General features: G+C 62.4%; 22 protein-coding genes and 1 pseudogene. 7 read left to right on the top strand and 16 right to left on the bottom strand.

The window, feature by feature from the left end:
• Positions 1 to 112 precede the first annotated feature (112 nt).
• Both AC5ZFO_RS26645 and AC5ZFO_RS26640 read left to right on the top strand, forming a co-directional pair.
• The gene (locus AC5ZFO_RS26645) at positions 113 to 616 is read left to right on the top strand and encodes a hypothetical protein (RefSeq protein WP_282524368.1); all 504 of its coding nucleotides are present in this window, start codon (positions 113 to 115) and stop codon (positions 614 to 616) included.
• A 62-nt stretch (positions 617 to 678) separates the two neighbouring features.
• A complete protein-coding gene (locus AC5ZFO_RS26640) occupies positions 679 to 990 on the top strand; it encodes a 1-deoxy-D-xylulose-5-phosphate synthase (protein ID WP_282524369.1) in 312 nt (103 codons plus the stop codon).
• A gap of 124 nt (positions 991 to 1,114) precedes the next feature.
• Here AC5ZFO_RS26640 and AC5ZFO_RS26635 read toward each other — a convergent pair whose 3' ends face one another.
• The 3 genes from AC5ZFO_RS26635 to AC5ZFO_RS26625 form a co-directional block, all read right to left on the bottom strand.
• Positions 1,115 to 1,696, bottom strand: coding sequence for a TetR/AcrR family transcriptional regulator (locus AC5ZFO_RS26635; protein ID WP_282524370.1), 582 nt, complete (start codon positions 1,694 to 1,696; stop codon positions 1,115 to 1,117).
• 146 nt (positions 1,697 to 1,842) lie between these two features.
• Entirely contained in the window at positions 1,843 to 3,309 is a 1,467-nt protein-coding gene (locus tag AC5ZFO_RS26630) for an amidase family protein (RefSeq protein ID WP_282524371.1), read from the bottom strand.
• Positions 3,310 to 3,608: 299 nt separating this feature from the next.
• The gene (locus tag AC5ZFO_RS26625; RefSeq protein ID WP_282524463.1) at positions 3,609 to 4,544 is read right to left on the bottom strand and encodes a LysR family transcriptional regulator; all 936 of its coding nucleotides are present in this window, start codon (positions 4,542 to 4,544) and stop codon (positions 3,609 to 3,611) included.
• A gap of 98 nt (positions 4,545 to 4,642) precedes the next feature.
• Between AC5ZFO_RS26625 and AC5ZFO_RS26620 the strand changes: the two genes are divergently transcribed.
• On the top strand, positions 4,643 to 4,969 hold the full coding sequence (locus tag AC5ZFO_RS26620; RefSeq protein ID WP_028158248.1) for a hypothetical protein: 327 nt from the start codon (positions 4,643 to 4,645) through the stop codon (positions 4,967 to 4,969).
• A gap of 140 nt (positions 4,970 to 5,109) precedes the next feature.
• Here AC5ZFO_RS26620 and AC5ZFO_RS26615 read toward each other — a convergent pair whose 3' ends face one another.
• The 3 genes from AC5ZFO_RS26615 to AC5ZFO_RS26605 form a co-directional block, all read right to left on the bottom strand.
• A complete protein-coding gene (locus AC5ZFO_RS26615; protein ID WP_085402513.1) occupies positions 5,110 to 5,808 on the bottom strand; it encodes a helix-turn-helix transcriptional regulator in 699 nt (232 codons plus the stop codon).
• Positions 5,809 to 5,895: 87 nt separating this feature from the next.
• Positions 5,896 to 6,825, bottom strand: a complete 930-nt coding sequence (locus AC5ZFO_RS26610; RefSeq protein ID WP_282524372.1) for an NAD(P)-dependent alcohol dehydrogenase — start codon at positions 6,823 to 6,825, stop codon at positions 5,896 to 5,898.
• 13 nt (positions 6,826 to 6,838) lie between these two features.
• Positions 6,839 to 7,219 (bottom strand): nuclear transport factor 2 family protein, encoded by a 381-nt coding sequence (locus tag AC5ZFO_RS26605; protein ID WP_282524373.1) that lies wholly within the window; start codon positions 7,217 to 7,219, stop codon positions 6,839 to 6,841.
• A gap of 227 nt (positions 7,220 to 7,446) precedes the next feature.
• Here AC5ZFO_RS26605 and AC5ZFO_RS26600 point away from each other — a divergent pair, with 227 nt between their 5' ends.
• Positions 7,447 to 8,454, top strand: a complete 1,008-nt coding sequence (locus tag AC5ZFO_RS26600) for a class I SAM-dependent methyltransferase (RefSeq protein WP_282524374.1) — start codon at positions 7,447 to 7,449, stop codon at positions 8,452 to 8,454.
• Between the two features lie 52 nt (positions 8,455 to 8,506).
• On the opposite strand, the gene AC5ZFO_RS26595 is transcribed toward AC5ZFO_RS26600, so the two are convergent.
• The 10 genes and pseudogenes from AC5ZFO_RS26595 to AC5ZFO_RS26550 all read right to left on the bottom strand — a co-directional run bounded on the left by AC5ZFO_RS26595 (position 8,507) and on the right by AC5ZFO_RS26550 (position 20,662).
• Positions 8,507 to 10,711 (bottom strand): PQQ-dependent dehydrogenase, methanol/ethanol family, encoded by a 2,205-nt coding sequence (locus AC5ZFO_RS26595; RefSeq protein ID WP_496122808.1) that lies wholly within the window; start codon positions 10,709 to 10,711, stop codon positions 8,507 to 8,509.
• A gap of 136 nt (positions 10,712 to 10,847) precedes the next feature.
• Positions 10,848 to 11,066: pseudogene (locus AC5ZFO_RS26590) on the bottom strand (sulfite exporter TauE/SafE family protein); the annotation flags it as partial.
• A gap of 9 nt (positions 11,067 to 11,075) precedes the next feature.
• Entirely contained in the window at positions 11,076 to 14,471 is a 3,396-nt protein-coding gene (locus AC5ZFO_RS26585; RefSeq protein ID WP_282524377.1) for an adenylate/guanylate cyclase domain-containing protein, read from the bottom strand.
• Between the two features lie 392 nt (positions 14,472 to 14,863).
• On the bottom strand, positions 14,864 to 15,769 hold the full coding sequence (locus AC5ZFO_RS26580) for a hypothetical protein (protein WP_282524378.1): 906 nt from the start codon (positions 15,767 to 15,769) through the stop codon (positions 14,864 to 14,866).
• A 109-nt stretch (positions 15,770 to 15,878) separates the two neighbouring features.
• Positions 15,879 to 16,406: a hypothetical protein gene (locus AC5ZFO_RS26575; RefSeq protein ID WP_282524379.1), complete on the bottom strand. Its 528-nt coding sequence runs from the start codon at positions 16,404 to 16,406 to the stop codon at positions 15,879 to 15,881.
• Positions 16,407 to 17,088: 682 nt separating this feature from the next.
• Complete coding sequence (locus AC5ZFO_RS26570; RefSeq protein WP_282524380.1) at positions 17,089 to 17,859, bottom strand: sulfite exporter TauE/SafE family protein; 771 nt, start codon at positions 17,857 to 17,859, stop codon at positions 17,089 to 17,091.
• The gene (locus tag AC5ZFO_RS26565) at positions 17,856 to 19,112 is read right to left on the bottom strand and encodes a CCA tRNA nucleotidyltransferase (RefSeq protein WP_282524381.1); all 1,257 of its coding nucleotides are present in this window, start codon (positions 19,110 to 19,112) and stop codon (positions 17,856 to 17,858) included. Before AC5ZFO_RS26565 ends, AC5ZFO_RS26570 begins: the two co-directional genes overlap by 4 nt.
• Before the next feature lie 10 nt (positions 19,113 to 19,122).
• Positions 19,123 to 19,386, bottom strand: coding sequence for a DUF6111 family protein (locus AC5ZFO_RS26560; protein WP_282524382.1), 264 nt, complete (start codon positions 19,384 to 19,386; stop codon positions 19,123 to 19,125).
• Positions 19,383 to 20,054, bottom strand: a complete 672-nt coding sequence (locus tag AC5ZFO_RS26555; protein ID WP_282524383.1) for a CoA pyrophosphatase — start codon at positions 20,052 to 20,054, stop codon at positions 19,383 to 19,385. Before AC5ZFO_RS26555 ends, AC5ZFO_RS26560 begins: the two co-directional genes overlap by 4 nt.
• The gene (locus tag AC5ZFO_RS26550; protein WP_282524384.1) at positions 20,051 to 20,662 is read right to left on the bottom strand and encodes a DUF1285 domain-containing protein; all 612 of its coding nucleotides are present in this window, start codon (positions 20,660 to 20,662) and stop codon (positions 20,051 to 20,053) included. Before AC5ZFO_RS26550 ends, AC5ZFO_RS26555 begins: the two co-directional genes overlap by 4 nt.
• 258 nt (positions 20,663 to 20,920) lie before the next feature.
• On the opposite strand from AC5ZFO_RS26550, the gene AC5ZFO_RS26545 reads away from it, so the two are divergent.
• From AC5ZFO_RS26545 to AC5ZFO_RS26535, 3 genes are read left to right on the top strand one after another with little or no spacing between them, the layout of a single operon-like run.
• Positions 20,921 to 21,919, top strand: a complete 999-nt coding sequence (locus AC5ZFO_RS26545; protein WP_038935379.1) for an AAA family ATPase — start codon at positions 20,921 to 20,923, stop codon at positions 21,917 to 21,919.
• A complete protein-coding gene (locus AC5ZFO_RS26540) occupies positions 21,919 to 22,863 on the top strand; it encodes a DUF58 domain-containing protein (RefSeq protein ID WP_282524385.1) in 945 nt (314 codons plus the stop codon). The genes AC5ZFO_RS26545 and AC5ZFO_RS26540 overlap by 1 nt, the downstream gene beginning before the upstream one ends.
• On the top strand, positions 22,860 to 25,673 hold the full coding sequence (locus AC5ZFO_RS26535) for a DUF4159 domain-containing protein (protein ID WP_282524386.1): 2,814 nt from the start codon (positions 22,860 to 22,862) through the stop codon (positions 25,671 to 25,673). The genes AC5ZFO_RS26540 and AC5ZFO_RS26535 overlap by 4 nt, the downstream gene beginning before the upstream one ends.
• The last annotated feature ends 3 nt before the right edge of the window (positions 25,674 to 25,676 follow it).

Genomic DNA, 25,676 nt, shown 5'->3' with positions numbered 1-25,676 from the left:
ACGCGGCGTTGGCAATCGGGATAAACTTGCCTTTCACCATGGCTAGCGACCACTGTGGCGCCGACGTATCTCCCTGCTAGAAACTAATACCCACACAATCGGAGCGAGAGCAATGAGGGCGATGGTTTCGGCGATGGTCTTTGCCACGATCTCTTCATATGACGCCGCCCATGCCGATTCCAGCACGGCCTCTGCGGCCCGTGCTCCTCAGAGCGCTAAGATGCTGGATAACATCTTGCAACAGCCTCGTACTTCTAAGAGTGATGAAGTTTTCCGGAAGAGCGCGCCGCCACCGGGGACGGTGCGGTTGAGCAATAGGGCTTTAGCGGTTGTAAAATCCTTCATGCACGGGGTGCGCCGTGCGATGCCCGAAGGCGATCAGATCGCGTGGATTGGTTGGGTAAAAGATCAGGCGGTTAAAGGGCCGAACGACACCAATTGGACAAGTCATGGCGCGGGCTGGGTCCTTGGTGCGTACCCACGGGCTCAAGTACCACCCGACATCATCGACACGGTTCGTGGTGTAGAAATTGTGTTCACGACCAACGATGATCCATCATCACTGACGGGAAAGACCATCGACGTAGCCAATCATAAGTTCTTTGTGCACGACTAATTCGAAGCAGAAGGCCCTATCTAACCGCCATAAAACGGATCTTGGCCATCTCGAGTTTAAGCATGCCGAAAACGCGTATCATGTATATCGAGAATAAATCCGCGTCGCTGAACGGACCGGCGCGGATTGGTCGCGTCTCGTTCTCGAAAACGGGCAAATCTATCAGCTATGGAGGGCGCACTTTCCAAAGCCTGAAAGGTAGTGGCTTCAAGGCAAACCACTACGACGTTGAGACGCGAGAAAGATTTTGGATTTCGGGTCCGCGAAAAGATGGCAAGGATCGCCTCTATGCTGACAGCTCCGCGGCTGTCGAAATCGACCCGGACGTTGCGGAGGAATACTGGCGCGATATCAGGGAAGCGCGCTCCGAATGAGTTCCGCGAACGGCACGGTCCGGCGTCGCGCGCAATCAGCAGTCGTCTTTGGGGGCACAAGCGGTCTGACCTCGGATTTTTGCGGATAACGATCTCCAGGCTGAGCCTCTCCCGGCTTCCTAATCTAGGGAGAGGGAGCCCGTGCCAAGTGCAAGGCGGCCTCAACGCCGCCTTCCAGGATCTGCTCCGCCTGCGCAGCGTTGGGCACGGCCCGCGCGAACTGAAGGGTGCCCACCATGAGGCCGAAGATGGCGGTCGCGCGGCGGCGGCTCGCTGATGCATCTGCGTCAGGAAGCAGTACGGCTAATGTCGCAACGTAGCCTCGCAGCCCTTTCTCGTAATCTCTCCTGGTGGACAGGGGCTGTCGGGCGATTTCGGGGAGCAACGCCGCCGAGGGGCATCCGCCCGTCGGGTCTTCGAGGTGAGCGCGGTTCAGGTATCTCCGGATCGCGCCCTCAAGGTCCAGGCCTCTCCGCTGATCCTCATCGAGGCGATGTTGCTGGTCGTCGAGCGCGCTCGCCAGCGCCTCGCGAACGAGCGCGTCTTTGGATTCGAAGTGCGGAGAGAATGCGCCTTTGGTCAGGCCGGCCTCGTCCATGATCCCGGCGATCCCGGCGGCGGAGATGCCGTTCCGGCGCATGCACTTCGACGCCACATCGATGATGTGCCGTCGCGTCGCCGCCTTATGACCTTTCTCGAAGCGCATCTTCTCTCCTCTCCACAAATATCCCGCGGCCCTTACGCTGCGGCCGCTTCCAGCAAAGCTTGGAGGTCGCGATCAAGTTGCTGGGCCACTGGATCGACATTATCGCTGCCAAGCCGACTGAAAACGGATGCTGGTCGATCACGACGTTAGATCGCACTCGACTCTGCGCCCAAGATGCCTTCGATGCCGCGGGCAAGGTTTAGAAGCCGCCGGTCGCTCCCTAAGGGGGCATCCAGCTCAAGCCCAATCGGCAGCCCCGCGCGAGACAAGCCAACAGGAAGGCTGACACCGGGCAACCCCACGCTGCTTGCCGACACGGTGTGGTTCGCCAAAGCGAGGTAGCTAACTTCCTGTCCCGCGATATGGACGGTCGCCTGCTCCTCGATCAAAGGCGCCGTGCAGGGCGTGGTCGGTTGCAGAATGACCAGCGCCCCATGAGAGACGAACGCCGTGTTGAGCCGGCGCTGGATTTCCGGCCGGCTCACGTCGAGCGCAGTCTGATAGGCCTCTGCCGAGGTAGCACCTGCACCACCCGGCAGTACGATGTGCGCCCACGCCTGCCGAAGTTGGGGCTTAAGGCCCTCGTAAATGGCCTCGAACGTGGTCGGAATGTCATGGCGGTGAAGAAATTCCGAAATTTCGCCCATCGTCTCATGAGCGAAGATGCCCCATGTTGCGGTTTGGACAAGGGAATTGAAATCGTCGCCAAGATCTACTTCAACGATCTCGGCGCCGGCGTCCTGCAAGCGCCGAACCACCTCGCGGAAGCGGGTCTCGACTTCCGAGTCCACCAGATCCAGGAACTGTCGCGGCGCGAAGGCCAGCCGGGCACCCTTCAGGCCGTAGCCGCCGTTGGATAACTCCGCAGCCTGTTCACCGGTCACGACCTGATCCACCAAAATGCAGTCCTCGACGTTTCGGGCGAACACGCCCGTCGTATCGAGCGTATGGGAGATCGGCGCAACGCCGTCGCGTGGCCAACGTCCAGTGGTTGGCTTGAAGCCCACGACCCCACAGAACGATGCGGGGACCCGGATGGACCCAACGGTGTCACCGCCCAAGGACGCGGGAACGATGCCGGCGGCCACGGATGCGGCGGAGCCGCTCGAGGAGCCGCCCGACACGCGATCTCGTGCGTGCGGATTCTTCACCTGGCCGTAACGTGCGTTGTGACCGGTCAAGCCGTACGACATCTCGACGAGGTTATTCTTGCCGAAGACCAAAGCGCCCGCCCCCTTGATGGCCCGGACGGCGTCGGCATCTTCGCGCGGCACGAAGTGAGCGAGACCTTCGACGCCCAGGCTGGTAGGTAGCCCTTTCGTCAAATAACTGTCCTTCACCCCAAGCGGCACGCCAAGGAGCGGGGCCGCCGATCCGGCCGCACGCGATTTGTCTGCGGCCCTTGCGGCCGCCAGCACCCCAGCCTCGTCGATGGTGATGAAGGCGTTCAGCTCGGCAAGCGCTCGGGCGCGCTGTAAAAGCGCCGCGGTGTAGGCCTCCGAGGTAATGTCGCCGTTGCGAACCGCTGCTGCAGCGGTTGCGAGCCCAAGCGAGTCGACATCTGTGGTTTGTCGCGATGCGATGTGGCGTGAGGCCGTGGTCGTGTCGTCCATGAAATCCTCGCTGGGAGCTGTTTGGCGGCACCCGGCCGCCGCCCAACAGCGGCTCAGCTTGATGCCATTACGGTCATAATATTAAATTACGATCGTAATTCAATAGAAATGGCGGCTTCGCTGGGGACACATGAGCGTGAGGTGCCGATGGATTGCGGGCAATGATTGGTTTCAACGGCGATTTCTGCTTTGGGTCACAAGCCGGCATCGACCCAGAGCGCTGGAACGTCTGCTAAGGGGCTAAAAGGCGACATGCGGCCTGTGGAGTCGGCACCGCTCCTCGCCGGGTGGCGGCCAGCTCAAAGCTCGGAGACCAATTCCACCAGGATATGACGCAGCCACGCATGAGATGGATCGTGATCGTAGGAAGCGTGCCAGAGCAGTGAAACAGCTACGTCCTGCAAATCCACCGGAGGCTGGCTCAGGCTAAGCTTGAGTTCTGTGGCGAACAACCGAGCCAGCCGCGCGTGCATTGTCACGACGACAGGTGCGCGTGCCACCAAGGCAGGGACAGTGAGGAAGCGAGGCGTGGTCAGGACAACCGTCCGCCGCAATCCTAGTTTCTCAAGGGCGTCGTCTACCACGCCGCGCACAGTCCGGCCCGGCCGCAGGCTCGTGAGAACATGAGGTAACCGCACATAATCTTCGAGCGAGATTTTGGCGTCGGTGATGCCCGTTATCTCCGCGTTGAACATGCACAGATAGCTCTCGTTGAACAGCAGACGCCGCTTGTGGTGGATCTGGCCCTGAGGAAAGACGTCATAGCCAATAGCGAGGTCCAGTTCGTCGGCATCGAGATCATCCAGAAGTCTCGACGAGTCGATGTTGTAGAGGCGCAGATGGACGCCAGGCGCAACCTTGCGCAGGCGTGCGAGGAGAGCGGGAAGGACCAGGATTTCCATGCTGTCCGGGAGTCCGAACCTGAAGGTCCGCTCTGCCGTCGCTGGATCGAATGCGTCGTCGCGTGAGACAATCGTTTGGATTTGAGACAGCGTAGCCCGCACCGGCTCTACCAGCATCACTGCACGAGGAGTGAGGCGCAAGCCGTCGGGCCCGCGCGTCAGAAGCTCGTCGCCGAACAGGTCACGCAGGCGGGCGAGGTTGTGGCTCATCGCCGACTGACCAATGCCTACACGGCCCGCAGCTCGCGTGACGCTACGTTCGCGAAGCAAGGCATCGAGGTGAACCAGTAGGTTTAGGTCGAGATGGCTTAGATTGACGGCATCGATACCCATCATCGATCCAATCTGTTTGATCAATGAACATAGGCCGTCCATCTTATGTGGCAAGGGAACGGAGGGCATGGCCCACCGCCCAGCTAAAGGAGATCAACATGTCAATCCGCAGTAGCCTTTTAGCCGCCACACTAGCCTTAGCCGCTTTTGGAACCGCTCATGCAGATAGCCTCAGGCCAATTCAGGCAAAGAGCATCGATCTCGGCGGGGTGTCCGGCGTCGCCTACTACACCGTTGAGCGCGATGGGTTCCATGTCGTGACGACCCTTGCTCAGGGCGAGACGGGAACGCCAATCCGCGTGGTCTCTGTTCTTGCGCCAGGCCAAAGCGTTGTTCTCTCAACGTCCCAGCAGCCACGTGCGCTTGAAATCAGCCGGGCGGGCAACGAAGTGTTGGTCCGCAAGGCGGCGCCCGTCACAAATTAAGGTTCGAGCCTAGCGGGCGCGGTAATTTTCGGCGCCCGCTCTAACCCCGGAAGGCGTCAGGCGGCCCCTCATGCCGGCGATGGTGAAGCGCACCAGCAGGTGATAGCTCGCCAGCATCGGCGTCGGACCCGGTGGCGAGATCAGCCGAGAGTCTTGCGACGTTCCGCGTCGACTTGAGCTCGCCATTGCTTGACGAGATCGCGTCGGCGACCGGGATAGCGTTCCGTCCTGAGCTTGATCTTTTCTATCCGATCCGCCCGGAATGAGCGGAAGTCCTTTCTCATTTCGCACCAGCCGGCAATGATGCGCCGGGAATCGAAAAAGCCGACGCCAATTGGCCAGATGATCCGCGTGGTCTTCGCGCCTTGCGGGTCGCGATACACAATGGAAAGCTTGTGTTGGTCGCGCATCGCTTGCCGCACGACGCGAAGGTCGACGGCTTCGGGCTGCTTCGGCCTGCGCCCCACATGAAAGGCACTGTCGTCCAGCTTGTGTTGCAGCTCCGAGGGGAGGACCGCGCCAATTTTAGCGAGCGCGTCACGCGCCGCCAGCGCGAACTCGTCATCGGTCTGGCGAGATACCCATTGGGCGCCCAGCGCCAAGGCCTGGATTTCCTGTTCCGAGAACATCAGGGGAGGAAGGAGGAAGCCGGGTTGCAAGACATAGCCAAAGCCAGGCTCACCGTCGATTTGTGCGCCCAAGCCCTGCAAGTCGGCGATGTCGCGATAAATCGTTCGCAACGACACGCCCGCCTCAGCCGCAAGGTCGTTGCCCGACACCGGGGTGCGGTGCCGCCGCAAGATCTGCATAAGGTCGAATAATCGTTGGCTCTTCGACATAGACCAAGTCTAGCACGAATCCTGCCAAAAAATGGCAGTAGGCATCGCGGGCGACGGGCGGCGGGGCTTTACTGGCCCGGACGGCATTTACATCGCTACCAGAGCCTTTCCGGCAAGCTTGCGCCCGGCTTCAAGCGCCGCGATGAGCGGGATCGCATCGTTCAGACGCACGGTCTCAGCAACTGGCAAGCGCAGCTTTCCATTCGCCGAAGCGACGGCAAGGCCGTCAAGGATATCAGCCCGCGCGGTGCAGACGATCGGCTTGAGTTTCCGGTTGAAGATCGCACGGATGAACTTGATTGGCGCTGGATTGATATCGAGATACACGCCGCCTTCGCGAAGCAGGCCAACCCCGGCAGCAACCGCCATCGTTCCCGCCGTGTCATACACTACGTCGAAGCGTTCACGGATCTTCGACAGATCGGTGGCCCGATAATCGAAGAGAGGCTGGACGTCCAAGTCACGGGCTCGCTGCATCGCCTGCGCACTGCATGTCCCCGCGACGGTCGCCCCGAACACCTTTGCGAGCTGCACCGTGGCCTCGCCGACAGCACCGGTGCAGCCGTTGACGAACACCTGGCTGCCGGATTTCAGGCCAGCCTTGTCCACGAGGCCGTTCCATGCGGTGACCCCCGGCGTAGCCAGGCAAGCCGCGTCCTCGAACGAGACCGAATCCGGCCTCCTGGCGACGAAGGCTTGGGGGGCTATGACGGCTTCGCCAAGCGCGCCGCCATGCTTTATCTGCGCCATGCCGAACACGGGATCGCCAATTTTGAAGCGCGTGACGCCAGCGCCGACAGCGGTCACGATGCCGGAAAAATCGCTGCCCATGGCGCGCGGAAATTTCTTCCCCGTCACCATTTTGAGATAGCCATTGCGCACCTTCCAATCGATGGGATTGATGGCGGCGAACTTGACCTTGACCGCGACTTCGCCGGTCCCCGGAGCCTTCAGCTCGAAGGCTTCGAGCTTCATCGTTTCGGGACCGCCGTAACTGTCATATTGAATCCGTTTCATGGTCGATCGCGCCTTAGTGCGGTTGGACGGTCGCCGTGTAGGCGGCGAACGGAGCCGCGTCGTAGATCACTTCGGTCGATGCGATCTTGCCGTTCTTCACCTTGAGGAGCTCCGCGACGACGGCGTTGGCAACCGGATGGGTGTCCGCGCTGTAAACGACGACAGCCTGCTCATCGTCGCCGTAGGCGACGAGAACCGTGACCTTCTTGATCATGCGGGCGAAACCCTCGTGGAATTCGCGAAACTTCTGCACGCCGGCGATCCGCCCGCGCGGCGACGTGCAAACAACGTCGTCCGCCGACACGGAAGTAATCGTATCCACGCTCCTGCTGGCGATGGCCTCGATGTAGGTCTTGGCGATCTGCAGCGCTTGGCCGTTGCTTTGGGTTTTCATCGTCTTCCTTTCAGTGAAAAATGCCCTGAAAGAAGACCTAGCGCAGGCCGGTGACAGATTCTGGCAGTAGGAAATCGGCGCGGCTATAGGCGCCTTCGCGCCGCGACCGGCCTGCCTCCCCTGTCCACTGCCCCGGACCTCGCGCTCCGCCAACCTTCATTTGAATGATGACGAGACAATTGGTCGCAACCACTTTCCACCGAAAGACCTGAATGAGGTCGGGAGAGATGAGCACCTGTCCAGCATGCGGCAGTGGATCAACTGCCAAATTATTCGAAGTGACCGCAGATCAAGCCTCTCGATCCTTCGTCAGTCCGCGCCAATATCCGGATCGCTCTCGAAAGTTAATAAGCCACCTGTCGCTGCTCTGGGGCCGCGACAGCTGCGATATCCGCAAATGCGCCGATTGCGGATTCGGATTTGCAGATCCGTTCGTCGCGGGCGGCGCCGAGTTTTATAACCTGGCCGCGCCGCATCCCTCCTATCCAACCATGAAATGGGAGTATGCGAGGACGATCGAAGCGCTGAGCGGCCTCGGCACTGCCGGAAAAACGGCGATCGATGTCGGGGCCGGGTTTGGCTATTTTCTCGATCACATCAAGGACAAACTCTTTCACGCGTCCGACATTTACGCTGTCGACTACAACGAAGCAGCGCAACAGGCATTGCAATCGAAAGGCTACAAGACCTTTTCGGTCGACCTTCGAGAGGATGGCTTCAGCCCGATGAAGGAGGCCTTCGACATCATCTTCATGTTTCAGGTGTTCGAGCACATGGACCGGGTGGATGACGTCTTCGCGCGGTTGAAATACCTTCTCAAGGCGCAAGGCTCTGTCTTCATCGCCGTGCCGAATGATATCCGAACACGATACATGGAGTGCCACGGATCGCTCATCGACATGCCGCCGAACCACATTGGCCGCTGGACGAAGGACGCGTTTGATGCGGTATGTCGACGACACGGCCTGCAATTGAGCATTTGCGAGCGGGAGCCATTCAATCTCCTGAAGTTCCTCAGGGAAGACATCGTAGACAGCTTTTTGCGCAGGGCAGAGAAACCGGGCAGCGTCAGTGAGTTCGTGCGCGGCCTGCCGCGAAGCAAAGCGCAGCGGATTGGGCAGGCTGTGATCGCACTTGCGCTTTCGCCATTACGCTTGCCGGCATGGGCCTACGCGGCCAGGAACTCCTCGACGCTCGGCAGTGCGCTCTGGGTGAAGATCGACAAAAGCGCGTGACGGGCGACCCCGGTCGAACGGGCCGCTCGCCGCCGCAGCGCCTGCTGGCTCATCACCTGCTCTTCGGTCTGATGGCGTCAACAGTTCCCTGTATGAAGGCCTGGAGTTTCCCGACGTCCCCTTCCGTCAACTTGCCGCTGAAGTCAGGCATGCCGTGGTCGCGGAATGGACCGTGGAAGAGGATATGCCTCAGATTGGTAATCTCTTCGGCGCTGACGTAGCCGAGATTGATGATGTTGCCGCCACGGCCGACGCCAGGCACGCCGTGGCAGGCTATGCAGGCCGCCGCGACATAGATCTCCCCGCCTTCCCTGATATCCCTCGGATCGTACTTCACACCCTGCAGCAGACCTTCGGTCCGATACTTGACGAAGTCCGGCAGCTTCGCCGTGCCGCCGAGTGCGTATGTGTAGATCGTTCCCGGATTCTGGTACTCGGTCGCGCGGTGCGTCAGGCCGTAGGAGCCGCCCCAGCCGACCGCAATCGAGATGTATTGCCTGTCGTCGACCACGTAGGTTGCGGCGGCCGCCACCGCGCCGGAGCCGGTTGGTCTTTCCCACAGCTTGGTTCCGTTTGCCGCGTCATAAGCGACGAAGCGGCCATCCGCCGTGCCCTGGAAAACCAGATTGCCGGCGGTGGTCAGCGTCCCGCCGTTCCACGGCGACACGTGCTCGACGCGCCAGACTTCCTTTTGATGCACCGGATCCCAGGCGAGCAGACGTCCGAATGGGGCCGACTTCGGAGGGTTGAAAACGAAACCGATATTCCCGCCCAGCAAGCCGCCGAGCTTGCCCGGCGCAGCAGCATTCTGCACGAACGACTTTTCCGGCGACAGATTGACCGGGATGTGCTGCGCTGGAAGGTAGACGAGGCCGGTCAGCGGATTGAACGACATCGGCTGCCAATTGTGAGCCCCGTCCGGTCCCGGAATCGACTCGTATTGATCTGCGTCGCGCGCGGCCGGCAGCTCAACAGGCCGTCCGCTGGAATCGTATCCCGTCGCCCAATTCACATCGACAAAATTCTTCGCCGAGATGAACTTGCCGTTGGTGCGATCGATGACGAAGAAGAAGCCGTTTTTCGGCGCGTGCAGGATCACCTTGCGCGCCACATCGTCGATCTTGATGTCGGCCAGGATCATCGGCTGGGTTGACGTGTAGTCCCAATTGTCGCCGGGCGTCTCCTGATAGTGCCAGACATACCGGCCCGTGTCGGCGTTGAGCGCGACGATCGAGCCCAGATAGAGATTGTCGCCTCCCGACGGGCTGCGAAGCTTGCGATTCCAGGGGCCGCCGTTTCCGGTGCCGACATAAACCATGTTCAGATCGGGATCGAACGTGATCGAGTCCCACGGCGCACCACCGCCACCGTTGACCCAATATTTGCCTGAGGGATCCCAGGTCTTCGCCGCGGCTTCCATCGAGGCGTCTTCAAATGGCTTCGACGGATCGCCGGGCACGGTGAACCAACGCCAGAGTTGCTTGCCCGTCTCGCTATCGTACGCCGTGACATAGCCGCGCACACCATACTCGGCACCGCTCTGACCGATCACGACCTTGCCGTTGAAGACACGCGGCGCGCCGGTGATCGTGTAGGAATGCTCATGATCGATCAGCGTGTCCGTTTCCCAGATCTTGGCCCCGGTCGCGGCATCGAGCGCGATCAGGCGCCCGTCATAGGCGGCGACGAAGACCTTGCCCTTGTAGAGCGCGAGGCCACGGCTGACGGAGTCGCAGCAGCCCCTGTAGCCCTTCGACCGGTCAACGCCTGGATCGAACGACCAGATTTTTTTGCCGGTCCGCGCGTCAATGGCATGGACAACGTTCCAGGGTGCCGGCTGATACAGGATGCCGTCGACGACGAGCGGGGTTGCCTCGATCCCGCGCGATGATTCAAGATTGTAACTCCAGACGAGCCCGAGATCCCTGACGTTGTCAGTGTTGATCTGGTTGAGCTTGCTGAACCGCGTTTCGGCGTAGTCGAGGCCGACGGTCGGCCAATCCCTGGATGTTTTCGTATTTGCTTTGATGAAGTCGCTGTCGACTCTCGAGATATCCGCCTTGATGCGGTCCTGCTTCGCGTCGGTCCCGGTCTGCGCCCATGCACTGGAAGGGAGGGAAAGACCCAGGAGAGCAGGAATGAGAACAAGAGCGACACTGATCTCACGGAAGGCAATCTGAATCCCGGACCGATCGCTCGACGTTTTTTCAGGCCAATGGCACTCTGCGTTGGGGCACTCTGCGCTGGATCGTTCCATGCCTCACCTTCCTCCGTGCATGTCGAGACCACGATGCGTGCGCATGCCTGCGCCCGCTTCCGTTGATATGAAGCCTCCAACCTGCCTCGACGGTGCTACCGAAGCATTTCAGTCCTGACATGCCCGATTGCAGTTGTAAGAAAGCGTCCACGACCGTCATCGGCGAAATGCCGTAGGCGCCGAGCGCGGTCGTCGGCGCCGCACGGACGAGCACGATCAGCGCACGGCGGCAGTCGGCATAGCGCAGATAGGCAATGGCGCGGTTGAGATTGGTGAAGATCGCGGAGATCGCGATGATCGGCACGGGCTGGGCGCCGACCAGCGGCACCAGCACCAGCGGCATCAGGGCGCCGGTCGCGCGGGATCAGTCCAGGGCACTTTGAACGTCGCGCGCCCGTCTGAGGTCAGCCGTTTCGGCTCCTTCGTCGAACCAACGGAGGATTGGTTCTAACAGAGCGCGCGCCTCGTCAGGCCTTCCCTGCGTCCGCCAGAGCTCTGCGAGGCTTGTGACGGCGCGTAGTTCCAAGGATCTGGCGCTTTGACCACGCGCCACCTCGATAGATTTCTTGAGATGAAGTTCAGCCTCTCTTGTCCTCGATGGGTCGCATACGAGAAGAAGCTGCGCGTTCTGCCGATGCAACTCTGATTCCCATGACCTGCCTGTCATGTCACCCATATCGGCCAGGGTTCCTTCGACAATCGATAGCGCGCTTTGGATGTCGCCCGCCTTGGCGTGCAGGTCCGCCAGCCAGCTGGTCATCATCGGAAGCATGAAGCCGACACCCTTCCGTCGCGCTTCGCCGAGTCCCAATGCCATGTCTTCCTGGGCCTCTCCGAGCCGGCCTAGTTCGCCGGCTGCTCGGCCTCGAGAAATTCTCGACAAGATTGCGTATAGCGAAAACCGCTGCTCCTGCGACATTTGAAAGCTTTTCTCGGCGCTTTCGAAGGCGCGGCCGGCCTCGCCGCGCAGCAGGTGCACGACAGACGTCATGTAATGCGCGAACGCTACGGTGTAGGGGTGGTCGAGGTTTTGCCCCAAAGCAAGCGCTTCCGAAACGCGGGAAAGGGCTTGATCCGGATAGCCCAGAAACCACGAGTCCCAGGACAGCAGCAGAAGTGAAGCCGCTTGGGGTTCCACCATGTAAAGATTGGATAGGGGCTGTTTTCCTTTGCCAACCGAGAGCTTGATCGATTCCTTGAAATGGTCCGCTGACGATTGGAAGCTTCCCATCGTCAATAACGTACTGCCCATCACTCTATGAGCCACCATCAGCGGCACGGGTTGGGACAATGCCCGGGACCGTGACAGGAACTCGCCGGCCAGGCGGAGCGCATCGTCATTCTTTCCACCCATCCAGAGGTGCCCCCACAACCCAAACAGGGCCTGGAAATACTCAGGGATATCGCCCAGCTGCAGGCATAAGGCATGAGCTCGCGAAAACGCTTCGCGGGTTTCCGCGGAGGCATACCCCTGAACGGCGATAAGCGGTATTCCCAACGCCAATTGGATGTCGATCTCCTGTTTGATCCGCTCAGGCGTTTCCGGCAAGGCGTCCAGAAGCTGAAGGGCCTTTCGAAAGCTGGCAATCGCTTCGACGTTGGCGGAATGCGCGAGCGAGCGCTGCCCGGACTCGAACCAGCAACGAATGGCCGATTGGTGATTGCCTGCCTCTTGATGGTGATAGGCCAGGACCTGGGGTTGATTTTCGGCGAGCTCCGAAAAATCATGCTGCAAGACTGCCGCGATGTCCGCGTGTATCTGCTGCCTCTTGCTCCGAAGCAAGGAGTCATAGATCGCGTCGCACAACAGCGCATGCTTGAAGGCGAAACGAAGGGAAGGCGAAATGCCGACTCGATAGATGATGTCCGCCTGTTCGAGCAACGAGAGGGCCGACAGCATGTCGTCATCGCCCATTCGTGATGCGGCCGACAAGAGATCATAGGAGAACTCGCGCCCAATCACGGCCGCAATCTGTACAAGTCTGCGGCTCGGCGCAACGCGGTCCAGCCGCTCCATCAATGCATCACTCAGCGTGTCCGGAACCCTGAGTGACGCCAGCTGTGGTGCGCGCTCGAAACCGCCTCGGGTTCGTGAGGGCGCGCTCATCATGCTGCTCGTCAGTTCTTCGACGAAAAGTGGCACGCCGTCGGCCTTTGCAATAATTCGGTCGAGCACCGGTTCGGGTATGCTTCCTCCCTTCAAGATGTCCCGGATCATCGCCTTGACTTCGGTGAGCGACAATCGCGTGAGCGAGTGCATGGTGGCGTTCGCACGCGTTATCCAATTGGGACGAAACTCGGGTCGGCACGACACGATCAGCAGGACGCGGGCGTGATCGATGCCGCTAATGATCGATTCAATCAGCTCAAGTGACGATGGATCCAGCCAGTGCGCATCCTCGAGGATGCAGAGCGTGGGGCGCTGGACAGAAAACGCCAGGATGATGTCGACAAGCGTGCTTATCGTCCTGTTCTTTATTTGCTGCGGCGTTAGACCGGATAGTTCCAGGTTATTCTCCAAAGGGATTGATAACAGCTTGGCAATGAGCAAGACCGGCTCTTTGGAGTGATTGATTGATCGCGGAAGGTAATTTGTAAGTTTGACAAGCTTGTCTGTCTCGGCGCCGCGAGCTGTTAATTGGGCCGCTTGTTCGATCTGACTGATCACCGGATAGAATGCGCTTTGACTATGGTAGGGCGAGGACTGATGGTGCAACAGAACGTGTGGCTCCTGCTGAACATGCGATATCAATTCGTGGAGGAGCCTTGATTTGCCGACCCCGGGAATACCCGAGAGCAATATGACCTGGCCCTCGCCTTCTTTGACCTTCCGCCATCTATCGAGCAGCAAGCTCAGTTCGGTTGAACGTCCAATGAGCGGGGTAAGAGAGCCCGTATGCGCAGCGTCGAAGCGGCTGGCGGAATGTTTGGCGGAGAGCACGCGATACACGTGAAGCGGCTCACTCAGGCCCTTGATTTCATAGAGCCCGACGTCCTGAAAATCAAACGCTGCCCATACCAGACGCTTCGTCGATTCCGAGATGAGCACCGTATTGGGAGCGGCAAGGGTCTGTAGACGTGCGGCGATATTGGGCGTCTCCCCCACTGCGTCCATCGACCACGTACCACTATCTCCAATCTCACCGACAATGACCGGGCCTGAGCAAACACCCACGCGACAATTCAGGGCGACCGGCCCTGAAATCTTCGTAATTCCGAACGCAATTTCCAGACTGGCGTGAACAGCGCGAACGGCGTCATCCTCGTGTGCGTAAGGCCAGCCGAAAAATGCCATCACGCCATCGCCGAAATAGCGGGCGACCTCGCCGCCATAGCGTGCGATTGCGGCGCTGCACTGTACCCGATACACGTCAATGAGCTTTTGGAGATCCTCTGGATCCAACTTCTCCGATAGCTGCGTAGAGCCTACCAGGTCACAGAACATCACCGTGATCTGGCGAAACTCGGCTTCGCGATGTTTGTCAGGAGGATGTTTGTCAGAAGAGGGTGACACCACGGCGGCGCTTGCAACCGCCGTCGGCGTGCCGGCGGGCTGGCGCGCGGCTGTCAATGCCTTGATGGCCGTCAGCAGCTTCTTGCGGTGACCTAGAGACGATACTCCCAGCTTTTCGAGATCATCCTCCGTCAAATCCGGCAGGACCGAGAAGTCGATGTGGTTTTCAGCGAAGGTTTTGGCGTAATGGCCTAGACCGTGGCTCCCCAGCCACTCAGCCAAGTCGGTGATCGTTGTCCTCGTCATTGCAGAGGTCCTCGCCTACTGCCGTGGTCCATCAGGGAGCTGAGCCTCGGACCTCCATGCGCGGCCTTCGTCACCTGAACATAGGAAACCTTCTCCGGCGGACGACATCATTTTCCGCACGCGACACTAAATGAGCGAGCGTTATATCAGCGTTAAACGAGCGTTAGATGAGCGCTCATTCAACTCCGAAATTTTCCCTATTCGGTGTCGAGGCGCAACCGCAGCTCGGCGCGAGGACGCCATACGCCGGTGCCATACCCCGCTACCCGCGGCGCAGTCGCGCGCCCTGATGGCTTGAAGCGCAATCGTCCTGTCACCCTATCGGGGACCGGGCCTCCATTCTCGTCCGTCTCGCCAAGCCGGACCGGCGATGGACGATCGCGCTGTTCCGCTCACGCTGCGGGCCGTCGAGCACCCCGCTTTTCACCCTTCAAGGGATGTGAGCGGCGACAACAGGGGAGCGCCTCTCCAAGCGCCTGCTCAAGCTCTTCGAGCATCTCCGCATCGGATTTGAGAAGCTCGTGATTATATCCCTTCGCCAGAATCACTGCCGATTCATACGTCTCCTGAACCACCCTGATACGATCATTCGCGGGAAGGGAGGCTACGAATTTGATGGTTTCTTCGACGTGATTGGCCTCGCTTCCGAGGGAGCTGTGACTTCTGAGGAAGCGGGTCGCATCAGTGTCACCCGGACAGATCGCCTGCACCTTCTCTATATCGCTCTGCTGCTTCAGCGCCGCGATGCGCTCCAGGCAGTACGAATAGCCGATGCAGCCGATTGGATAGTCCTGGACGCAAAGTTCGTCGAAGCGCTTGCAGAGCGGCTTGATGCCCTCTGGAATGAAGTTGGCGACGAGGCGCTCGCCGGGCGCACCCAGCGCACGCAGGTCCTTCAGCGCGAGCCGGTCGTGACCGGTTTCCTCGCGTGCACGCTCTTCCAAATAGTCTGCAACCTCGGGCCTCCCCAGCTCGTTGAAGCGCCGGGCGGCGCGCCGGAGGTTTCGAGGCGTATCGACTGAGGTGTGATACGCGCCCACCAATGCCACGATATAGCCGACGAGCGTCGGCTCAGGGCGCGCGAGGTTCTTTTCGATTCTGGTAAATCCGAGATTGATCGCGCCGTCGAGCAGCCCGATCGTGCTGCCCGCTGAGCCCACACCTGTCATCGGTGCAGAGAAGGGATCCATGTTTTCCACCGTACCGCCAGGGGCATGAAACCAAACCTCTCCCGACTCGCGAGCGATGATCGAAGTATCGCACGCGACGTTGACCCACTCCGTGACCTGCAGTGTCATTCGAACCTCCACTTTCGCGTGAACGCCCGTTTGTTTTCACTGGGATGCGACAAAAATTCGCGCCCCAGCCAGAGACACTCTGTCGCATCCGAGACGGATTGCGATACCGCTAGATTCCGTTCGGCGTGATGGCCATCAGCAACTTGGCCGTCTCGAGCAGAGGCTGCCCAAGAGTCGGACGTGTGGGTCTCGGCAGCACCAGAACGACCCCGACGGTTCTTTCGAGCCCTGCGTCTGCCAAACTGAACCCAGCATCGAACTCGTCTTCCGTGATGACGATGGGTTTCTCCAAATAGATGCCCCGAGCCGCAAGGGCTGCTTTTGCTGCAGTCGAGCGCGCCAGGTACTGCGCCATGGATATCGTACCCGTACTGGGTGTGATCAGGGGATTGTTGGCGGGACCTGTCCATATATCGACGATCCACTGTGCGAGGACGTCACTTTGGTACGAGAAATCAGCTACCTTATCTTCCAAATCGTCCTTCGCAGTGCCCATCTCGTCCGCGAAAATTCCGCGTTTTTGCTTCTTATTTGGTCCTGCCGCGTGCGCCGCTACGGGAAGCATTGCGCCGCCGGCGGCTCCTGCAAGGAACCAACGCCGATTGAAATTCGGTTGTGGCTTGATGTGCGAGGCCATAATCAATCCCTCCCTGCTGAAATCAGTTCGGTGTCTTACTGCCGCACTCGTACTCTAGTTGTAAGTTTTCTTCCTGACAAGGCTGCTGCTCCACTGCCCAATTCAACCCGCACAGACGATGGTTTATTTGAGCGAACAATTGTGAGTACGTCCTATCGACTTTGCCGCATCAAAGCCTCCATGCCGACGCTCACGGCGCGCCGCTGTTTCGAGGCATGATGAAGATCACGCGCATTGCCGCATGCTGCCAGTGGCAAGCTCCTACGAGTACACGTAAGGCGATTGAAGATTATACCGCCTCTGGTCTGGATGGTTTGCATCATTGCGACTGCGGCACAGCATCAACATCCCTGGGTCACACGGTCGGTACTGAGGACTTCTGCGGCTATTCGCGTCAGTCATGATGTAGCGAGCATGCCGGCACATGATCCGCAGGCTTGTTGCGACCAATTCGACGCCAAGTGTGATTGGGCCATTGTCCTGCATTTGCAAATGTCAGCACCGTTGACCTGCCTTGGAAAAGGCACCACATCCGCGCCGCAGGTGAGAGAGAGCTACGGGGTCATAAGCCGCCGATGACGGCTAAGCCGGGCGACTTCCGGTTTGTGCTCGGAAGCCGACGTCCATGAGCACGAGGTTCGATTCACGGTCTAGCCGCGAACGCCAATTGGACCGGAGCCATCTATGCGATCAGCGACCTTGCCGCCGCCGAGATCATCACCAGCCCGCCGGTGATGACAGCGACATCGAGGATCGCCGTGTGGATGTGCACCGGCATCCGCTCGACGAAGGCTTTTGCCAGAAACGCGCCGGGGATGGCGATCGCGCCGATCAGCAGCGCGAAGGCGAGCACTTGCGCATTGACGGCGCCGGCAAGGCCGAACACCGAGATCTTGATGAGACCGGTGCCGAGCGAGATCATCGCATCGGTCGCGATCACGGCGGCGCCTTCGAGGCCCGCGGCCATCAGCGGCGAGAGCAGGATCACGCCGGAGCCCGAGGTGCCGCCGACCAGCACGCCATAGCCGACCGAGCCGGCGGCAAGGCCGGTGTCGCCGATCCTGACCTGGCGGCGGCGGAGCACGCGGCGCAGCGGCACGCTCAGGATCAGCATGGAGCCGATCACGAGTGCTGCGCCCGCATTGGTCAGCCGCGTGTAGCCGTAGGCGCCGAGCGCGGTCGTCAGCGCCGCACAGGCCAGCACGATCAGCGCGCGGCGGCGATCGGCATAGCGCAGATAGGCGAGCGCGCGGCTCGAATTGGTGAAGATCGCGGAGATCGCGATGATCGGCACCACGGGCTCGGCGCCGACCAGCGGCACCAGCACGAGCGGCATCAGGGCGCCGGTGCCGTAGCCGGCGAGACCACCGATGATCGAAGCAAACAACGCCATCAACGCGACCAGCAGGAGCTGAAGGACCGAGATGTCGGCGAAGCCTGAGACGATGTTCAATTTCTCTCGTCGCGGCTGACGCGTGCCGCTGCTTGATCGGCGATGGAAGCGAGCGCGGCTTCCTCTAGGGGAAAATCCGCCGCAAGCCAAGCGTCCTCGGCAAGCGTCAGCACATGCCCGAGCGCGGGTCCTTCCGCCATGCCCCGCGCAATGAAGTCGGCGGCGCGAAGCGGAAATTTCGGCGCAGTCCAGCGCTGCGGCAACTCGGCGAGCGCACGCCAGCGCGACGATCCGACGTCGCCGCCGTCCCGCGCCCAGCCGAGCAACACGCGATCGTGATAGCGCTCCGCGCCGAGCCGGTAGAGCAACCGCCGCGCATTGGCCTCGTCCTTGGTGGCGAAGCGCCACCAGCGGTGCCCCATCGAATCCAGCGCCTTGCTTTCCGCATTGGAGAGCCTCAGGCGCGTGGCGACGCGCTTGGCATCTTCGGTCACGGCGACCGTCAGCGCGGCGAGCCGCCGCGTGCTGCTTGCCGGCAAGCCAAGCTCGCCCTCGATCGCGATCATGGCCGACAGCGGCCCGGTATAGACGACGCCTCCGCTCAGCGCTTGCAGCAACCCGCCATCCGCCATCGCGCGCGCGGCATCGGAGGCACCGTGAGCGACCAGCAGCTTCAGCATCTCCAAGCGCACCCGCTCGGCCGACAGGCTCGCAAGCCCCGCACGTCCCCGGATGCAGGCGAGATAGCCGTCGCGGTCGGGCTCGCCGGCCCCGAAGGCGGCGTGGATGCGGAAGAAGCGCAGGATGCGTAAATAGTCCTCGGCGATGCGCTGGTCGGGATCACCGATGAAGCGCACGCGCCGCGCGGCCGCATCCGCGATCCCGCCGACATGGTCGTAGACGACACCTCGCACATCGGCCGACAGTCCGTTCATGGTGAAGTCGCGGCGCTCGGCGTCCTTCACCCAGTCGCGGCCGAACGCGACCCTGGCCTTGCGGCCGAAGGTTTCGGTGTCCTCGCGCAACGTCGTGACCTCGTAAGGGTGTCCGTCGATGACGAGCGTGATGGTGCCGTGGTCGATGCCGGTCGGCACGCTCTTGATGCCGGCAGCCTTGGCGCGGCGGATCACCTCGTCGGGCAACGCGGTGGTTGCGATGTCGATGTCGCCAGGCACGAGACCGAGCAACGCATTGCGCACGGCGCCGCCGACCACGCGCGCTTCCTCGCCGTCGGCGTTGAGCAGTGCCAGGACGCGCGCCGTCCCGCCGGAGGTCAGCCAGGGCGCATTGGCGAGTAACGGCTCTGCGCTCATGGTCCAGCCCCTATTTTTCCACGCCCGGCACGAGCCTGCCGTTCTCGACATGGGCGGGTACGTAGGTCGAATCCGGTGCGGCGCCGGAGAAATGCGCGAAGCCGATCAGCCCCGCGATGACTAGCACGAGCGCGGCCAGGACCAGGCGCGCGACGACGGTGACCGGCCAGGATGATCGCGCGAACAGGCCGGAGCGGGTGGCGGCCAGGAACAGCGCATAGACGGCAAAAGGGATGAGGAAGATTCCGATCTCGGTCAGAGCCGGCCGGATCATGATGAGTAGATCCGCTCATACAGCACACGCAGCATTCCGGCCGTCGCACCCCAGATGTAGCGTTCCGCGAACGGCATCGCGTAATAAAACCGCTCCATGCCGCGGAATTCCTTGCTGTGCACCTGGTGGTTCACCGGGTTCATCAGGAAGGATAGCGGTACCTCGAAGGCATCATCAACCTCGGAATGGTTGATGGTGAGCTCGAAGCCGGGCCGCACCTTGGCGACCGTCGGCAGGATGCGGAAGCCGAAAGCGGTGCCGTAGAGATCGAGGTAGCCGATCGGCTCGACGAAGTCTCTGGACAGGCCGACCTCCTCCTCGGCCTCGCGCAAAGCCGCATCGAGCGGCGAGGCGTCGGTCGCGTCGATCTTGCCGCCGGGGAAAGCGATCTGGCCGGCATGGTCGTTGAGATGCGCCGAGCGCTGCGTCAGCAGGATGGTCGGCTCGGGACGGTCGACCACGGCGATCAGGACCGCAGCCGGCCGCACCGGCTGCTCGCGCGCGACGATCTCGAGCATCTTGTCGGTGCCGGGATCGCCCGAGGCGGGGATGATGTTCGGATCGTAGAGGCCGGGCGGCACCTCGAAGCCGAGCCTCGCCGTGGATCGGGCGAAGAAATCGGCCGCGCCGATCACGACCGGACCGCTCTTCAGGATAGGCTTGTTCAAAGTGCGGCCCTCACCTGCTCCGCGTCGGCCATGGCGAAGAATTCGCCGGCCGACTCGACGCCGAACATCGGCTGGCCATCGACCATCCGCTCCTCACCCATGTCAACCAGATCGTAATAGAGCGCCCGGGTGACCTTGGCCCAGAGATCGGCGCGGACATGCAAGTATGGCGTCAGCCCGCCCTCCCTGGCCTGCTCGAAGCGCAGCCGGTGCGCGGCATCGCAGGTGACCCAGTCGTCGACATTGGTGCGGAAGCGGAGCACGCGATGGTTGTCCTCGCCGTCCTTCTGCATCTCGACCGCCATGAACGGCGCGTCGTCGACGCGAATGCCGACTTTCTCCACAGGCGTGACGAGAAAATGCTTGTCGCCTTCGCGCTTCAGGACCGTCGAGAACAGGCGAACCAGCGCAGGGCGGCCGATCGGCGTACCCATGTAGAACCAAGTACCGTCGGAAGCGATTCGGATGTCGAGATCGCCGCAAAACGGCGGATTCCAAAGATGCACCGGCGGCAGGCCCTTCGTGGCGCCGTCGGCATTGGCAGCACTTTTGGCGGCGGCAGTCAGCCCCTCAAGACCTCGATCGGCGCTCTGCCCTTGGTTCGCCATGGTTTGCCCTGACTTTGTCCGTTGGCACGATTGGTGCAGGTTTTACGTTGTACCCGGGTGCGCGGTTCCACACCGGATTAGCCCGGTGTGGAGGTCGCCACTTCGTGATGCCCTACATATCCCTAAGCCGATAAGGTGGGGATAGGTTAATTCAACGAATACATGGCCTTCCTGCAAGTCTAGCATAGGGCCCATGTGCGACTTGTGATGATCTGACGACGCAAGCGGGCCGCGTGGCGGACTTTAAGGAGCTGACGGATGGCGGAAAGTGTCGAGAAACTGGAAGACGGAATCGTCCGTTCGGCCGAGCAGGTGTCGAGCCAGATTCGCGCGGCGAAAGACGCAATCGCGTCCGTCATCTTCGGCCAGGATCGGGTGATCGAGAACACGCTCGTCACCATCCTCTCCGGCGGTCATGCGCTGCTAATCGGTGTGCCCGGCCTCGCCAAGACCAAGCTGGTCGAGACGCTCGGCGTCACGCTGGGTCTCGATGCCAAGCGCATCCAGTTCACGCCCGATTTGATGCCGTCGGACATTCTCGGCGCCGAAGTGCTCGATGAGAGCACCGCCGGCAAGCGTTCCTTCCGCTTCATCTCCGGTCCCGTGTTCGCGCAGCTGCTGATGGCCGACGAGATCAACCGCGCCAGCCCGCGCACGCAGTCGGCGCTGCTCCAGGCGATGCAGGAGCAGCACATCACCGTCGCCGGCGCGCGGCACGACCTGCCGAAGCCGTTCCACGTGCTCGCCACGCAAAACCCGCTGGAGCAGGAAGGCACCTATCCGCTGCCGGAAGCCCAGCTCGACCGCTTCCTGATGGAGATCGACGTCGACTATCCCGATCGCGACGCCGAGCGCCGCATCCTGTTCGAGACCACGGGTGCCGAGGAGACGCTGGCGAGGGGATCGATGAACGCAGATGCGCTGATCACCGCGCAGCGGCTGATCCGCCGTCTGCCGGTCGGCGATTCCGTGGTGGAGGCGATCCTGTCGCTGGTCCGTTCGGCTCGCCCGGGCGAGGAGAGCGGCGAGACCGGCAAGTTCATCGCCTGGGGTCCCGGCCCGCGCGCCAGCCAATCCTTGATGCTCGCCGTGCGCGCACGCGCACTGATCGACGGACGCCTGGCGCCCTCGATCGACGACGTGCTCGACCTCGCCGAGCCCATATTGAAGCACCGCATGGCGCTGACGTTCCAGGCGCGCGCCGAAGGCCGCACGATTCCGGACGTGATCAAACAATTGAAGGCTCGGATCGGTTGATGGTCGCAGACAACGGGCACACGGCGAAGGAGATCATCGCGATCCGACGTGCCGATGGCGAAAGCCGTACGCTCGCCGCTTCGCTGCCACGCCTGGTGCTCGAAGCCCGCCGTATCGCCGCCAACGTCATCCACGGCCTGCACGGAAGGCGCCGCGCCGGCTCCGGCGAAAACTTCTGGCAATACCGCCGCTTCGTCTCCGGCGAGCCGGCGCAGAACGTCGACTGGCGCCGTTCGGCGCGCGACGACCATCTCTATGTGCGCGAGCTTGAATGGGAAGCCTCGCACACGGTCTGGATCTGGCCCGACCGGTCGCCCTCGATGGCCTTCGCCTCCAAGACCGCGCGCGAATCCAAGCTCGAGCGGACGCTGATCGTTGCCTTCGCGCTGGCCGAGCTGCTGGTCTCGGGCGGCGAACGCGTCGGCATTCCCGGACTGATGGCGCCGACCGCGAGCCGCAGCGTCATCGACAAGATGGCGCAGGCGATGCTGCATGACGATGCGGACCGGCTGAGCCTGCCGCCGTCCTTCGTGCCTTCCGCGCTCGCCGAGATCATCGTGCTGTCGGATTTCTGGTCGCCGATCGCGGAGATCAAATCCACGCTCGCGGGCCTGTCCGGCTCCGGCGCGCATGGCACGATGGTGCAGGTGGTCGATCCCGCCGAAGAGTCGTTCCCTTATTCCGGCCGCATCGAGTTCGTCGAGCCCGAGGGCTTCGGCGTGATCACGGCGGGCCGCGCCGAGACCTGGGCGCAGGACTACACCGCGCGGCTCGCGCTGCACCGCGACCAGATCCGCGCCGAGACCAGCAGGCTCGACTGGCTGTTCACCACCCATACGACCGACCGCTCCGCCGCCGAGCTCTTGCTGTTCCTGCATGCAGGCATGCAGGTGAGCAAGTCGGGCAACCGCACCACGACGATCAAGGTGGGGCCGGCCGCATGATGGGATTGCCGCTCGCCTTCACCGAACCGCTGCTCCTGATCGGCCTCGTCAGTCTGCCCGTGCTGTGGTGGCTGCTGCGCGTGATACCGCCGCGGCCGCGCCGCATCGAGTTTCCACCGACGCGCCTGCTGTTCGACATCGCACCTCGCGAAGAGACGCCCTCGCGGACGCCGTGGTGGCTGACCGCGCTGCGGCTCCTGGCTGCGGCCCTCGTCATTTTCGCCGCCGCCGGCCCGATCTGGAATCCGCAAACAGGCGCCGCCGGCAGCAAGGCGCCGCTGATGATCATGTTCGACGACGGCTGGAGCGCCGCATCGCACTGGGATGTCAGGGTCAGGGCCGCCGACGAGCTGATCGCCAATGCCGACAACGACCGCCGCGCGATCGCGCTGGTGCCGCTGTCAGAGCCCAATCGCGACATCACCCTGATGCCTGCGGGTGCGGCGCGCGTCGCACTGCGCCAGCTCGCGCCAAAGCCCTACTCGATCGATCGCGTTGAAACCCTGACCGCCATCGACCGTTTCCTGAAGGCGACCGGCGACTGCGAGATCGCCTGGCTGTCGGATGGCGTCGATACCGGCCGCGGCGAGGACTTCGTGCAGGGCCTTGGCAAGACCATCGGAGATCGCAGCCTGACGGTGTTCGAAGGCGGCACGTCCTCCCCGCTGGCGCTCGTCGCCGCCGAGAACGCCGCCGCCAAGATGACGGTGAAGGTGCTGCGCACCGACAGCGGTATCGCCGTCGGCACCGTGCGCGCGCTGGACCAGAAGTCCTCGCCGATCGGCGAAGCGCGTTATTCGTTCGGCCCGCAGGACAAGGAGACCGAAGCCTCGTTCGACCTGCCGGTCGAGCTGCGCAACGACATTACGCGGCTCGATATATCGGGCGAGCGTTCGGCCGGCGCGGTGCAACTGCTCGACAAGCGGTGGCGCCGCCGCGCCATCGGCATCGTCACCGGCACGACCAGCGAGACCGCGCAGCCGCTGCTGGCGCCGACCTTCTACCTGACCCGTGCGCTGGCGCCGTTCGCCGACGTGCGGCTCGCCGACCGGGGCTCGCCGCAGCAGGGCATCACGCAATTCCTCGACCAGAAGCTGCCGATGATCATCCTCGCCGATGTCGGCACCGTCGCCCCTGAAATCCGCGAGCGTCTCAACGCCTGGATCGACCAGGGCGGCGTGCTGGTGCGTTTCGCCGGTCCAAGGCTGGCCCAGGCCGAGGACGATCTCGTGCCGGTCAAGCTGCGCAAGGGCGGCCGCACGCTCGGCGGCAGCCTGACCTGGGAGAAGCCGCAGCATCTCGCCGGCTTCGCCGCCGACGGCCCGTTTGCCGGCGTCGCAGTCCCCAAGGACGTCACCGTGAACCGCCAGGTCCTGGCCGAGCCCGACGCGGTGCTCGCCACCAAGAGCTGGGCCTCGCTGGAAGACGGCACGCCGCTCGTCACCGGCGAGCATCGCGGCAAGGGCCTGGTCAGCCTGTTCCACGTCAGCGCCGACATGCGCTGGTCCGACCTGCCGATGTCGGGCACCTTCGTCGAAATGCTGCGCCGGGTCGTCGACATGTCCGGCTACACCGCCAAGCCAGGGCCCGGGGTCGCGGGCGAGGCGAGCACCGAGACGGTGGCGCCGCTGCACATCCTCGACGGCTTCGGCGCGTTCGGGCCGCCGCCGGCCACCGCGAAGCCGCTGCCCGCGGATTATCGCGACCGCGCCACGCCTGATCATCCGCCCGGCTTCTATGGTCCGGCAGAAGGACCGCTCGCCGTGAACACGCTCGCAGCTTCCGACCGCATCGCCGCGCTGAACACCGCAGGCCTGCGCGCCCGGCACGCGACCTACACCAATGCCGAGCCGCGCGACCTGCGCGGCTGGCTGCTGTCGACGGCGCTCGCGCTGTTCCTGATCGACGCCATCATCGTCGCGGTGCTCGGCGGCGGAATCGCCGCGCTGCTGCGCCGGCGCGCCGCGACAGCCATGATCGTCTTCGGGCTGGCGCTTGCAGGCCTGGTGTCGCTTGCGCCCGCGCCGTCGCACGCCGATGGCGCCTCCGACGAGTTCGCCATGAAGGCGGTGTCGCAAACCCGCCTCGCCTATGTCGTGACAGGCAATGCCGACGTCGATTCCATCGTCAAGGCCGGCATGTCCGGTCTGACGCAATTCCTGGCGCAGCGCACCGCGCTGGAGGCCGGCGATCCCGTCGGCATCGATCCCGGACGCGACGAGCTCGCCTTCTTCCCGCTGATCTACTGGCCGATCGTGCCGGGCGCGCCCAAGCCGCCGCAGGATGCCATCAACAAGATCGACGCCTACATGAAGCAGGGCGGCACCGTGCTGTTCGACACCCGCGACGCGATCGAAGCGCCGCCCGGCGAGAACGGCGCCGCACAGACCCCGGGCATGCAGACGCTGCGCGAGATCCTGTCGTCGCTCGACGTGCCCGAGCTCGAGCCGGTGCCGCGCGAGCACGTGCTGACCAAGACTTTTTATCTGTTGCGCGACTTCCCGGGCCGTTTCAGCACCGGCCAGACCTGGGTCGAGGCCTTGCCGCGCGATGAGGACGACGACAGCGCGCAGCGGCCGGCCCGCGGCGGCGACGGCGTCTCGCCGATCATCATCACCTCGAACGATCTGGCCGGCGCCTGGGCGCAGCGGCTCGACGGTCAGTTCATGCTGCCGATGTCCGGCGGCGACGCCCGCCAGCGCGAATTCGCCTACCGCGCCGGCGCCAACATCGTGATGTACACCCTGACCGGCAACTACAAGGCCGACCAGGTGCACGCACCGGCCCTGATCGAACGTCTGGGGCAATAGGAT

Source organism: Bradyrhizobium sp. Unk1 (genome assembly GCF_059512345.1).
This window is presented reverse-complemented; position numbering and strand designations above follow the sequence as displayed.